The sequence below is a fragment of the Chitinophaga barathri genome (assembly GCF_003807585.1).
GTDB classification, from domain to species: Bacteria; Bacteroidota; Bacteroidia; order Chitinophagales; family Chitinophagaceae; genus Chitinophaga; species Chitinophaga barathri.
In genome coordinates this window covers 249,571-262,804 of the sequence record NZ_RMBX01000005.1, presented here as the reverse complement: position 1 = coordinate 262,804, position 13,234 = coordinate 249,571, and the positions used below count along the sequence as shown (strand labels likewise).

10 protein-coding genes are annotated in these 13,234 nt (G+C 50.7%); all 10 read left to right on the top strand.

Features of this window, described 5'->3' with window-relative positions; translation table 11 throughout:
• The first annotated feature begins 229 nt into the window (after positions 1-229).
• Positions 230-925: a FadR/GntR family transcriptional regulator gene (locus EG028_RS10985; protein ID WP_120516476.1), complete on the top strand. Its 696-nt coding sequence runs from the start codon at positions 230-232 to the stop codon at positions 923-925.
• 287 nt (positions 926-1,212) lie between these two features.
• Positions 1,213-2,331: a sialidase family protein gene (locus tag EG028_RS10980; RefSeq protein WP_123864634.1), complete on the top strand. Its 1,119-nt coding sequence runs from the start codon at positions 1,213-1,215 to the stop codon at positions 2,329-2,331.
• Positions 2,332-2,343: 12 nt separating this feature from the next.
• Positions 2,344-5,325 carry a SusC/RagA family TonB-linked outer membrane protein gene (locus tag EG028_RS10975; protein WP_120516478.1) on the top strand — a complete coding sequence of 994 codons (2,982 nt, stop codon included), beginning with the start codon at positions 2,344-2,346 and terminating at the stop codon, positions 5,323-5,325.
• 19 nt (positions 5,326-5,344) lie between these two features.
• Positions 5,345-6,844, top strand: coding sequence for a RagB/SusD family nutrient uptake outer membrane protein (locus EG028_RS10970; protein ID WP_120516479.1), 1,500 nt, complete (start codon positions 5,345-5,347; stop codon positions 6,842-6,844).
• Entirely contained in the window at positions 6,838-7,947 is a 1,110-nt protein-coding gene (locus EG028_RS10965; RefSeq protein ID WP_120516480.1) for a sialidase family protein, read from the top strand. The genes EG028_RS10970 and EG028_RS10965 overlap by 7 nt, the downstream gene beginning before the upstream one ends.
• A gap of 52 nt (positions 7,948-7,999) precedes the next feature.
• Positions 8,000-10,507 (top strand): sodium:solute symporter family transporter, encoded by a 2,508-nt coding sequence (locus tag EG028_RS10960; protein ID WP_162946447.1) that lies wholly within the window; start codon positions 8,000-8,002, stop codon positions 10,505-10,507.
• Positions 10,508-10,511: 4 nt separating this feature from the next.
• On the top strand, positions 10,512-11,441 hold the full coding sequence (locus EG028_RS10955) for a DUF6772 family protein (RefSeq protein ID WP_120516482.1): 930 nt from the start codon (positions 10,512-10,514) through the stop codon (positions 11,439-11,441).
• Positions 11,442-11,467: 26 nt separating this feature from the next.
• Positions 11,468-11,800, top strand: coding sequence for a hypothetical protein (locus tag EG028_RS10950; protein ID WP_120516483.1), 333 nt, complete (start codon positions 11,468-11,470; stop codon positions 11,798-11,800).
• Between the two features lie 9 nt (positions 11,801-11,809).
• Complete coding sequence (locus EG028_RS10945; RefSeq protein WP_162946449.1) at positions 11,810-12,484, top strand: 3-keto-disaccharide hydrolase; 675 nt, start codon at positions 11,810-11,812, stop codon at positions 12,482-12,484.
• A 141-nt stretch (positions 12,485-12,625) separates the two neighbouring features.
• Positions 12,626-13,207: an RNA polymerase sigma-70 factor gene (locus tag EG028_RS10940; protein ID WP_120516485.1), complete on the top strand. Its 582-nt coding sequence runs from the start codon at positions 12,626-12,628 to the stop codon at positions 13,205-13,207.
• Positions 13,208-13,234: the final 27 nt, after the last annotated feature.

The following is a 13,234-nucleotide window of genomic DNA, read 5'->3' as shown; positions in this document are numbered from 1 at the left end:
TATATAAAGGCTTCCGAAAGGAGGCCTTTATAGTTTAAGAAAGGGTCAAAAATGGAGAAAAAGCGTGATTGCGGCTACTTTTCTTAACTTACCTGGCGTAACATATCGGCGGGAGAAGGTATAATATGTATGTATATTATTGATTTATAATTATTTATACTTGTTGATCATTTTAGCAAAAGAACCTTACTATATTTGTAGTACATAATAGCAAAGTTAATCGGGCAAGATGAATGAAGAGTTTATAAATGATCTGAGCAAAAACCTGGGGCGCGTAAAGGCCAATACGATGGCAGACGATGTGGAAGTGAAGCTCAGGCAATATCTGAAAAAAATGTCTCTCAAACCTGGAGACCCGCTGCCCAAAGAAACAGATCTGGCGGAAGCGCTGGGGGTTAGCCGCAATGTGGTAAGAGAAGCCCTTAGCCGGCTCCGGATGCTGGGAATGATCGAAACCCGTAAACGGAAAGGAGCAGTCCTTGCCAGTCCGGATATCCTCCTGGCTTTCGAACGCGTGCTTGATCCGCTGCTGATCGACGATATCACCCTCCGGGATATTTTTGAACTGCGCCTTGTCCTGGAAATGGGGCTTGCGGACCTTCTGTACGCCCGCATGACCGAAGGGGATATAGATGAACTGGAAAAGATCGCCAACAGCGAGATCAATAAAGACAAATCCTTCCTCGTAAAGAACGAAATTGCCTTTCACGGCAAACTCTACGAAATGACCGGCAATAGTACGCTCAAACGGTTCCAGATCATGCTGCTCCCGATATTCGCCTACGTTATCACCCTTGTGAATAAACCCTATAGCGGCAAAGTGGACCACCGCGGGCTGGTGGATATCCTGAAGAACGGCACCAAAGAGGATTTCAAAAAAGGCATGTACGAACATCTCAAACCTCACTTCGACCGGTTGAAATAATCACACAGGTTTTATTCCGTTATATAATTGTTGCTTAATAAGCGCTGCCTGTTATAATAACCAGCGGTTTTCAGCATTTGTTTTCATGCCTGTCCGCCCCGTGAATATGGGCATGGCCTGCCTTCCCGCGTGTTTGAATACCTTCGGGTCCCGCCATTCTATCTTTTCCCTGCCAGAATTTTCCTCAAAAATTAGGAAAACTTAAAAATTCTCTTTTATTTTGTCTATATGTAGTACATATAGTACAAATAACAATTCCACTTCATTCAACTCAATCCTCCACAGTTATGAGTATAAGCATGTATTTACTGCTTACAAGACTCCTATTGCCTTCACTTATTGATAAGGAGTTTTTGCCTGTCCTGGATTTATCCGCTGATACCGCCCGCCATGTTATCGTTGCGCAGGGTACAAAAGATATTTATAACGGGCAGCCTACCACCGCACTGATGCCGGACGGGAAAACCATCTACTGCGTATGGACCTATGGCCACGGCGGCAAATGCGGCCCGCTCAAAAGAAGCGACGATGGCGGCCGCACCTGGAACAATCAGCCTGTTCCCTCCAACTGGATCACCGCCGCGAATTGCCCCGCCATTTACCTGCTGCCCGATCCCACGGGGAAACAGCACCTCATCGTATTTGCCGGCAGCGGCCCGGATAAAAATATGCAGCAGGCCATCTTTGACGGCAGGAACTGGAGCACCATGAAAGGCAATGGGCTGGGGCCTGTCGGGATGCCATTCTGCACCATCATTCCCATTGAAGGCGGCAAAAAGTTACTGGGCATGACCAATAGGAGAAGGCCCGGGGAAATGGTGGAGCAAAAATCGTGCATCCTCGCACAAAGCGTCTCCAGCGACGGCGGCCTCACCTGGGAGCCGATGCGCACTATTCTGGATACCGCCGGCCTGAAGCCCTGCGAGCCGGAGATTGTCCGATCACCCTCCGGGAAACAGCTGCTGTGTATGATTAGAGAGAATGAAAAAAAAGTATCCCTCTACATGGTGAGCAACGATGAAGGTGCCACCTGGTCTGTGCCGGCGCCATTACCGGAAGCATTATGGGGAGACCGTCATAAAGCGAAGTATAGCGCGGATGGGAGACTGGTAGTGGTTTTCAGGGATACGGGAAAAAACAGTCCCACCAAAAACGCCTATGTGGCCTGGGTTGGAACATACGAGGATATCATCAACAAACAACCCGGCCAGTACCGCATCAAATTATTACACAGCTATAAAACCTGGGATTGCGGATACAGCGGCATCGAGTTGCTGCCGGACCAGACGTTTGTAGCCACCACCTATATCAAATATCGCCCCGGAGAAAATAAAAATTCGGTGGTCAGCACACGCTTCAGCCTCCAGGAAACAGACAAAATGATGGCCGCCAGATCACAACAGTAAAAACATCAAGACATGAAAAAGAGAATCTTCTCCACGTTACTTACGCTTTGCGTACTGCTCGCGTTTTCCACAGGCGCGCAGGAAAAAAAACGGGTTATCACGGGCACCATCGCCGCACAAAACGGTGAAAAGCTCGCGGGGGCAAGCCTCCTCGAAAAAGGAACAGGCAATGCCGCCAAATCGGATTCCGCGGGAAATTATAAGATCAGCGTTTCAGATGCCAACGGTACGCTGATCGTTTCTTACGTCGGGTACAAAACAACGGAAATCAGCATCGGGGGACGATCGGAAATAGAGATCCTGATGGATATCATATCATCTTCCGTACAGGAAGTAGTGGTAGTGGGATACGGCACACAGCAGCGGAAAGACATTACCGGCTCTATCGCTTCCATTTCGGCGGCCACGATCAAAAACCAGCCGGCCGTGAGCGTAGACCAGCTGATACAGGGGAGGGCCGCGGGCGTGGATGTGTCGCAGGCTTCAGGCGCGCCGGGGGGCAGGCTGAACATCCGGATCAGGGGCGCCAGCTCGCTGAACGCGGGCAACGAGCCGCTTTTTGTGATCGACGATGTGCCCGTGTACAACAACAGCAAAGACCCGTCGGGCACTTCCTACGGGACATTTACCCCAACCAACGCGCTCGCCTCGCTCAACCCGAATGACATTGAATCCATACAGGTGCTGAAAGACGCTTCTGCAACGGCTATTTATGGCTCAAGAGGCTCGAACGGCGTGATTATCATTACCACCAAACGGGGATCAGGTAATAAAATGACGGTCGATTACAACGGATATTATGGCGTACAGACCGTTGCCAATAAACTGGACCTGATGGACGGCCAGCAGCATGCGGAATACCTGAACGACTGGGCAAGGACGCGGAACCTGCCTGCTCCTTTTGCGGACCCCGCAGCCATTGGTAAAGGCACGGACTGGCAGGATGAACTGTTCCGGTCCGCCGCCATTCAGAATCACCAGGTTTCGCTGTCAAGCGCAAAAGGCAACCTGAAATATTTTGTCTCCGGCAACTATTTTAACCAGGACGGTATCGTGATCAATTCAAACCTGAAACGTTATTCTTTCCGGGTAAACGCGGATGCCAGGCTCAGCGAAAAAGTCAAATTTTCCCAATCACTTTCTTTTTCCCGCACCATCAATAAATCGGTGCCGACCAGCGGTGCCGGCAGCGGGAATGTGCGGTCCGTCGGTGAAAAAATATATGCTACTTCACCCACTGTTCCCGTGTTTGACGAAAACGGGGAATACGTAGATTACTGGTACAATGCCGCAAAGGCGGAAAGTCCCGTAGCTTCATTAATGACCATCAAAAACAAACTGCAGGGCGATAATTTTCTCGGGAATGTATCGCTGGAATATAAGCCGCTGGAAAATCTCACTTTCAAATCATTGCTGGGCGTCAATCTCATCAACAGGAACAACCAGGAGTACTATCCCAAAGCCACTACCTACATCGGCGGTTTGCTGAACGGGTTGGGCATGATCGGTGAAAGAAAAGTGACCAATGTGCTGAATGAAAATACGGTGAGATACACAAAGGTCTTCCGGGAAAAACATAACCTGGAAGTACTGGGCGGTTTTTCCTGGCAAAAAGAACAGGATTTCAGCACTACCACGGAACCTTCAGGCTTTGCGGACGACAGGCTCGGCGTGAATTCCATCGGCAGCGCCACCGGCTCCACGATCATCAACTCTTCGGCGAACGAATGGGCTATGGCATCGTTCCTCGGAAGGGTGAATTACCAGTACAATGACAAATACCTGCTTACCGCATCCTTCCGGGCGGACGGTTCCTCAAAATTCGGCGCGGCAAACAAATGGGGATATTTTCCCTCCGTGGCTGCGGGGTACCGCTTGTCTGAAGAGCCGTTTATGAAAGACCTGAAATTCCTTTCCGATCTGAAGATCAGGGGCAGCTACGGACTTACGGGTAACCAGGAGATCGGCAGCTACCAATCGCTTGCTACGCTTACCACTTCCAATACCTATATCTTCGACAATAAACTGGTGCCCGCAGCCCGCCATACGAGGCTGGCCAATGGTGAACTGAAGTGGGAAAAAACAGCGCAATGGGATATCGGGCTGGATCTTGCGTTCTTTGATAACCGTTTGCGGCTGACCGCGGATTATTATAAAAAAGATACCCGCGACCTGTTGTTCACAGTGGATCTGCCGGCTTACTCCGGTTACAGCAGTGCGTTGTACAATACGGGAGGGTTGCAGAATAAAGGTTTTGAGGCAAACATTGGCGGAGATATTTTCACCGGTGATTTCACCTGGACGGCCGATCTGAATTTCGCGCGAAACAAAGCGGAGGTGACCTCCCTGGGCCGCGCTACCTCTACTACTTTGTTCGTAGGTTACCCTCCGGGCAATTACCTGGGTTATGTGTATGAAGGCGTGTTCCACAACCAGGCCGAAATCGACGCGCAGACCGCACAGACGAATGTAAAACCAGGAGATGCAAGATACAGGGATGTAAACCAGGATGGTTTTCTGAATGCGGATGACAGGATCGTGATGGGTAATTCCCTCCCTGAATTCATTTACGGGTTCAACAGTTCCTTCGGATATAAAAATTTCTCCCTGACAGTATTCCTCCAGGGCGCGGCAGGTGCGGACAGGGTGGAAAATACCGGTCTGACCGATCCTTCAGATTCCGGTAATAAATCCGTGAAGCTCCAGGACAGATGGTCTGATAAAAACACGCAAAGTAATATCCCGAGGGCGGGATACAGTAATGTGCTCACGTCTACTTACCAGCTGATGAGCGCGTCTTACCTGAAAGTGCGCAATGTGCAGCTCAGTTATACTTTCCCTTCCTCGCTGTTGCCGAAGCTGGCGGGGTCGAGCGTGTATGTGTCCGGGCAGAATCTTTTGACAAGTACGGATTACATCGGGTATGACCCCGACGGCGGCGGGGATTATCCTACAGCTACTACGCTGATGTTCGGTGTCAACCTGAAGTTTTAAACAAAAAACGGATCCAATCATGAAACATATTTTTCTTTGTATACTGGCGGGTGTGTTGTTCACATCCTGTAGTAAATTCCTGGAAGAGGAACCACAGAGCTTCCTGGCGCCTGAGAACTATTACAAAACAGCGGAGGACGCATTCATTGCCCTTACAGGCGCTTACGATGCGCTAGGCAGCAATAGTGAAACTTTTATTGCAAGAAGGCTTCAGTACCTCACCTGGTATGCCTCGGACGAAGCGCTGGCCCCCACGCTCACCGCGCAGAAGCCGTTGGATGAATTCAGTTACGTGTCGGACAACGACGATGTGTCCAGGGTCTGGAATAATATGTATGCGGCGATCAACGCCACCAATATTGTTATAAACCGTGTAGCCGGGATAACAATGAATGATTCCCTGAAGTCGCAATACCTGGCCGAAGCCCGGTTCCTGCGTGCAATGAATTATTTTTATGGTGTAAGGTTGTGGGGCGATCTGCCGCTGGTTACGATTGAGGTGACTTCTCTCAGCGAAGTGGACATTGCAAGATCGCCTGCTGCTGATGTGTATGGCCAGATCATTGAAGACCTTAACTACGCTGCCGAGCGCCTTGCGCCAACTAACCAGAACGGCCGCGCCAGGAAAGGCGCCGCCAAAGCGTTGCTCGCTAAAGTGTATCTTACAAGGGCTTCGTCCGTTGCGGCACAGGCGGGTGATTACCAGAAATGTGCGGACCTGTGCAGCGAGGTGATTGTTATGCCGCAGCATACATTGTTGCCGGACTATGAAAAAGCGACCGGTGCGGAAGATGAATTTAACAGGGAATCTTTGTTCGAATGGCAGGGTGACCGCGTACTGATCTCTTCCGGAGAGCACAGCATTTTGGGTGCGTTCTCATTACCGAGAGGAATGTTTGTGGTTCCCGGACAGGCCGCATCCGATGGCGGCTCCATCGCTGCTGAAGTGGATTATTTTAATAAATACCCGGACGGCGATTACCGCAAACAATGTACGTTTTATACATCCGGACCGGATAAAAACGGGAACACCATTACCTGGCAGCAGCTTGCCGTGCCTTATCCCAGCCCCGCGAGGAAGTACATCAATAAAAACGCTAGCACCCGCGATGCGGCTGCTTTCTCCGGCAATTTTGTAGTATTGAGAATGGCGGATGTGTACCTGATGAGGGCGGAGGCATTGAATGAAATTTCCGGCCCCACAGCCGATGCATATACCATGATCAATGCTATCAGGGCAAGGGCGAGGAACAGGGATGGTGTAAATCCATCGGCCATACCCGCGGACCTGGAAGGCCTCTCAAAAGAATCGTTCCGCGATGCGGTGCTGAATGAAAGAGTGCTGGAGCTGGGATTTGAAGGACATCGCTGGTTTGACCTGGTGAGAACAAAACGTTTGGTACAGACTATCAAAGCGATCCATCCGACGTACCCCGTGAGCGATAAACACCTGCTTTTCCCTATACCTGCCAATGAAGTCAAACTCAATCCAAAGATTAAACAAAACCCGGAATGGTAAATATCAAAAAGATACTCACAACAATCCTGCTGCTGTGCGCACTGTTCGCAAAAGGACAGGATTCCGTGCGCAGGACGGTGCTGTGGAAAGCAAATGAGGATAATATACTGGCTCATTTCGTTTACGGCCTGGCAGTCACCACGAAGGGTACGATACTGGCATTTGCGGAAGCGCGGATCACCGAAAGCGCGGACGACGGCGCCCATCATATTGCTCTAAAACGCAGTACGGATGGCGGTAATACCTTCTCCTCAAAGACCCTCATGAAAAGTGAAAACGGCCAGTCCTGGACCAACCCGACGATTGTGCAGGACAATAAAACAAACGAGCTGTTTCTTTTTTACGCCCTGAACCACCGGAACGACAGCACACAGGTCTTTTACATGACCAGTAAAGACGATGGCGAATCCTGGTCTGGTGCTACGGAGATCACCCGCCTTTTCGACGGGAATCAGCACGGATGGACATTTCATTTGCCAGGCCCGGGTCATGGCATTCAGCTGAAAAACAAACGGCTGGTTGTTCCGGTGTGGCACCGGAAATCCATTTCCTTTGCCGCGGCGGAGCGGAAGTACGGTGTGAACTGCATTTACAGCGATGATCACGGGAAAACGTGGAAGCTGGGCGGAGATGCTCCTGTCGGGGAATTTAATGAATCGCAGATCGTAGAGAAAAAGAATGGTGATATCATGCTGATCGGGCGTACGCATACTTCGCAGAACGGCTCGTTCCAGGCGAGGGTGATCAGTAAAGACAAAGGCCTCAGCTGGTCGTCTCCCATCGTGTACGACAAAGGTCTTGCCGGCACCGTCTGCGATATCGGCCTGACGCGTTATTCATTAAAACCAAACATCATTCTTGTTTCCCAACCTGCCAATCCAGGCAAGAGGCGGGACCTGACTATCCGTTTAAGTAAAGATGAAGGTGAGACCTGGCCCGTGAGCAAATTGCTCCAGGAAGGAAGTGCCACGTATTCGGACCTGGCTGTGCTGCCGGATAAAAGCATCATCTGTTTATACGGTCATGGTGGTGCAAAACACATGCCGGACACAGTTTCACTCGTACGGTTCAGCTTAAAGTGGCTGCTTGAAAATTCAAAGTAATATGCAGAGATATCTGAAGAAATATTTATTAGTCCTGTGTGTGGTCCCATGTATGATAATCCCCGCAAAGGCAACTGCGCAGGGGTTATCCTGGGACAAATCCGGCGATCTGCCGGTAAAAGAAGGGCTTAGCCACGCCATCGCGGGCGTCAGCAACGGGGCGTTGATCATTGCCGGCGGCAATAATTTTGACAGGCCTATCCTGGAAGGCGGGCAAAAGGTTGTCTACGACCGTATTTATGTAGCGAAAGACGAAAACACAAAAGAATGGATAGAAGCAGGCCGATTGCCCGCACCTGTAGCTAATGCCGCGGTAGTGAGCCTGGACGGCGGTTTGCTGGTACTGGGCGGAACAGATGGCAAAACTACATCGGACAGGGTGTTTTTCCTGAAATGGACTCCATCATCGGGCAGCGTCGGTATTGACACAATATTTCCCCGGCTTCCCATGGCACTTGCTTCTCTGTCTGCGGCGAGGATTGGCCATCACATTTATATCGCGGGCGGCCAGGATGGAAATAATAATCCACAGCAGCTTTTCTGGCGGCTGGATCTTTCGCCGGAAAGCAACAGGCAATGGCAATCACTGCCAGCATGGCCCGGTGCTGCAAGATTCGGCGCGGCCATGACCGCCCAGAGCAACGGGGAGTACGACTGCTTGTATTTCTTCGGTGGCAAAGGAGCGGCCGGATATCTGAAAGACGCTTTCTCCTACGATACGCGGCGGAATAAATGGAAACCTGTCGAAGCATTGCCGAGAGCGGCATTTTATAGCTCTTTGATTCCGATCGGGCAAACGCATATCCTTCTTTTCAGTGGATCGGACGGGCACGATGCGGAGAGAGCTGTTGAGCTGCAGGGAAATTACCACATGACAAAAGAGGTGCTGGCGTACCACACCATCACCAATACCTGGACGACATTCAGCCACATGCCCGCGGGAGTGGCGGGCGCTGCCGTAGTCCGCTGGAACAGCCGGCTGCTGCTCGCCGGTGGGGAACTTCGCCCGGGCGTACGCACCAGCCAGATACAGGCTGCTACGCTGCAAGCCTCCCAGCAGAAAAGCAAATTCGGCTGGATCGATTACAGCACGCTGGTGCTTTACCTCGTGGGGCTGGGCCTGATGAGTTTTTATTTTTCAAAGAAAAAACAAAGCTCAGGCGATTATCTGCTTGGCAGTAAAAACATTCCATATTGGGCGGCGGGCATCAGCATTATGGCTACACAGGTAAGCGCCATTGGATTTATGAGTATTCCGGCAAAGGCGTATGCCGTGAACTGGGCATATTTCGCCGGGGTATTCACCTGGTTTATCGCGGTACCCGTCGTGACGCGCGCATACATCCCGTTTATCAGGAAGATCAATGTTGCGAGTGCTTATCATTATCTCGAAGAACGTTTTAATTCCGGCGCGCGGCTATTTGCGGCATCGGTGTTTGTACTGTTTCAGCTGGCGCGTATGGGGCTGGTGCTTTATCTGCCGTCGCTGGCGCTTTCAGCGGTTACCCCGCTGGATACTATCACCTGTATCCTGATCATGGGAGTGCTGAGCACCGCGTATACCGTCGTTGGCGGCATTGAAGCGGTGATCTGGATAGAAGTGGCGCAGGCTATATTGTTGTTTGGCGGCGCTATTGTGTGTATTGTGTTGGCTATTGCCGGTTTAAAAGGCGGGCTGGGCGATTTTTTCACACAAGGCATCGCTGATCACAAATTCAGCCTGGGAGAGGCGAACTGGGATTTTGCATCTTCTTCGCTGCTGGTGATCCTTGTCGGGAATATATTTATCCGTTTGGGCAATCTCACCAGCGACCAGGCGGTGGTGCAACGGTATATGACCACCAGCAGCCTCAAACAGGCGCAACGCAGCGTATGGGCGGATGTAGCGGTTTCGATCCCCTGGGCCCTGGTCGTGTACGGCCTGGGTACGGCGCTGTACATTTATTACAAACAGCATCCTGATCAGCTCAACCCCGGTATAGCTTCTGATGGGATTTTGCCGATGTTCATCGCGCAACGTGCTCCCGTAGGGCTTAGCGGGCTGATCATCGCGGCGATCTTTGCCGCGTCTATGTCCACGCTGGAAGGTTCCATACATAGTGTGGCTACCATTTTTACAACGGATTTTTACGGCAGGTTCAAAAAGAATATCACCCAGAAACAAACGGCCAGGGTTGCCAAAATCGCAACGGTGATTCTTGGTGCTTTTGCCACGGGGCTTTCATTGGTATTGGTGTTTATGGATGTCAATTCCATACTGGACGTATTCCAGGAGATCACCGGCCTCTTTATCGGTGCTTCCACCGCTTTGTTTATGCTGGGCATTTTCACCCGGAAAGCGAATGCCACCGGCGCGCTGATAGGCGCGGTCAGCAGCGGGCTGATACTGTACCTGGTGAAAACGATGACCCCGCTTAGTTTCTGGCTGTACAGCGCTATCGGGTTCCTGAGCTGTTATATCATCGGTTATATCGCCAGCTGCATATTCCCCGGCAGAAGAGGGCTTCAGGGGCTGACGTATTATTCCATCAACGATCATCTAAAAGAAAAAGAAAAATAAATATATGGAACAAGTGATTGCGCTGGACGCAGGTTTAGGCAAATATCAGCCGTTAAAGAAGATCATATGTTATGATGATTTTGACAGTGGGCTGAACGGATGGATGGATCTGCATCCTAATTATGTGGGGAAGGATTTTAATACACTCCGGTACAGCCACGTGGACAAAACGCAATGGGGCCCGCTGATGCTCAGCAGCGCGAGTTTCAGGCTGGCGGGCACGCACGGCTCCATGGATGGGATCTATTCCCTGAAATTGTCCACGCGCCCCGTGGCCAACCCCTACACGGAAGCGCCGGCCCCCGGCAGCCTCTCTCATGGCATCAAACGGCTCACCACACATCTCCCCAGGGGGCTGCGGCAATACGAAATGTGGTACGCTTACACGCCCGAGCAGGACCGTCAGGGCCTGAGCGAACAGGCGATGCGCGCATTCGGGATCTTCTTCGATATCCAGGATGACGAGTACCGGTATTTTATCGGTGCGCGTTATGTGAATGCGGTGAACGGTGAAATGGTCCGCCGCTGGCAGATATTCCAGGCAAAAGATGTAACTGACGTACAATGGGCGTATGGTGTGGAAGACGACTGGTGCAAAATGGGCATCGATGCGATGTGGTACGGCAACCGTCACCCGGACGGCTCCACTGACGGTTTTGAATGGATTCCCAACGGTTACCAGGACCTGTGTTACAACGAAAGCGATGATAAGATCAACTGGAGCTACCTGCGGTTATTGATAGATACGGAAAAAAGAGAGTATGTGGAATTGCAGTCCGGCGACAGGATATTTGACCTCAGGGGTACGAAACCCACGCTCACGGCTCCGTATGCAAGGATCAAAGGTTTGTTTAACCCCAGCATGTGGGTGGAAAACGATATGGACAGGCGCGTGTTTTTTTATGCGGACTCGGTGGTTATTTCCGCTGAATAATTTTTAACAAGAGATCGATAGTTGATATGAGACATTTTCAGGCATCTGCGGTAGAACGCAGGAAACATTTTAAAGGCACAGTCAGTTCACATCCGATGGAAGCGGGATGGGCAGGAGAAGCGATCTTTTTCCTGATCGTGGAAGAGCTGAACGGTAAAGACGCTAAAGTAAACGCGTACGTGGAAATATCGCCGGATGGCATTAACTGGATCAGGGAGGGTGCTGCTTTTCCCGTGATAGACAAACCCGGGTATTATTTCTGCAAAGTAGCCCATTTTGGCAACTGGCTGCGGATAAACGGGGAGATAACAGACGAAGCTGAAATAAAGGCCTCTGTTCATTTACATCTGAAATCATAACAAATGCGGATGCTCAAAATATTATGTTTTATAGCCACGCTGGTGCCGCTGTGGAGTTTTTCATCCGGGCACAAATGGATCAGGTTGTTCGATGGAACATCCACGGCGCACTGGCGCGGCTATAAAAAAGATTATTTCCCCGAAGAATGGAAGATCGAAGACGGGGCGCTGGCGCTCACGAAAAAAGGCGGCGGCTACATCGTGACCAAAGAGGAATACGAAAACTTTGATCTGCGATTGGATTGGAAAATAACAGAAGGAGGGAACAGCGGTGTACTTTTCCATGTCTCGGAAGATTCATTGTACAAAAACGTATTCGAAACCGGCCCGGAAGTACAGATACTGGACGATGACCGTCACCCGGATGCAAAAAAAGGAGCGGAAGGGACGCACAAGGCCGGGGCAAACTATGACCTGATGGCGCCGCTGGTCAATGCGGTAAAACCCGCTGGGGAATGGAACAGCTTCAGGCTGAAAGTAAAGAACGGCCACATACAGCACTGGCTGAACGGGAAAAAGGTACAGGATTACCAGATCGGCAGCGACGAATGGCAAAAACTGGTCGGTAAAAGCAAGTTTGCCGTTATGCCGCAATATGGGAAGCGCCGGTCCGGACATATATCACTCCAGGACCATGGCGATAAGGTATGGTTCAGGGATATCAGGATCCGGCGGCTACCATAGCTGAAAATGAATAAGATCCGTTTCAACCGTATCACTCAAAAAAATATTTAATCCCTGCATCAACGATTTAGCACTAAGTTTGTGGTAAGGTAGCTTTAACCTGGCTCAATTCCATTAAACCGAAATCTAATACTTACGTTGATGGCAAACATCAATTTACAATTCTACGGTGATGAAGAGCTGTTGCAACTTTTGCGGAACGGGGAGGATCATGCCTTCCGGGAGATTTATAAAAGGTACTGGGATAAATTACTTTACATAGCGGGGAAAAAGCTGGAGGACCTTTCCGAAGCCGAAAGCATTGTGCAGGACGTATTTGTGGACCTGTGGCAGCGCCGTGAAACGCTGGAGGTACGGCAGGAACTGGCTGGTTACCTGGTGGTGGCCGTCAGGTACCGTATCCTGAATTTCCTTGCCAGGCAAAGAAAAGCTCAGATCTATCTTCGCGATACCGCCCGTAGTCTCTCCGCCGCGGACCGCTCCACGGAAGAATGGCTTGGATTTGAAGAGCTGCGGGAATGGCTGGAGAAAATAGTAGCCGGGCTCCCGGAAAAATGCCGGATCGCTTACCGGCTCCGTGGAGAAGGCTACAGCCAGCGGGAGATCGCCCGGTATATGAACGTTTCGGAAAAAACAGTGGAAACCCATATCAGCCGCGCGCTTAGAGTTTTACGGACCGGCCTCGGGCAACTTATTTCCCGGATGCTGATGACCTTCTTTTGAAATTCCGGAAAAATATTTTCATTCCCG

Bases quoted from the DNA above. Each gene is read 5' to 3' on its own strand.
- EG028_RS10960 (WP_162946447.1), top strand. From the start codon at position 8,000: ATGATAATCCCCGCAAAGGCAACTGCGCAGGGGTTATCCTGGGACAAA.
- EG028_RS10970 (WP_120516479.1), top strand. From the start codon at position 5,345: ATGAAACATATTTTTCTTTGTATACTGGCGGGTGTGTTGTTCACATCC.
- EG028_RS10945 (WP_162946449.1), top strand. From the start codon at position 11,810: ATGCTCAAAATATTATGTTTTATAGCCACGCTGGTGCCGCTGTGGAGT.
- EG028_RS10940 (WP_120516485.1), top strand. From the start codon at position 12,626: ATGGCAAACATCAATTTACAATTCTACGGTGATGAAGAGCTGTTGCAA.
- EG028_RS10980 (WP_123864634.1), top strand. From the start codon at position 1,213: ATGAGTATAAGCATGTATTTACTGCTTACAAGACTCCTATTGCCTTCA.
- EG028_RS10985 (WP_120516476.1), top strand. From the start codon at position 230: ATGAATGAAGAGTTTATAAATGATCTGAGCAAAAACCTGGGGCGCGTA.
- EG028_RS10950 (WP_120516483.1), top strand. From the start codon at position 11,468: ATGAGACATTTTCAGGCATCTGCGGTAGAACGCAGGAAACATTTTAAA.
- EG028_RS10975 (WP_120516478.1), top strand. From the start codon at position 2,344: ATGAAAAAGAGAATCTTCTCCACGTTACTTACGCTTTGCGTACTGCTC.
- EG028_RS10965 (WP_120516480.1), top strand. From the start codon at position 6,838: ATGGTAAATATCAAAAAGATACTCACAACAATCCTGCTGCTGTGCGCA.
- EG028_RS10955 (WP_120516482.1), top strand. From the start codon at position 10,512: ATGGAACAAGTGATTGCGCTGGACGCAGGTTTAGGCAAATATCAGCCG.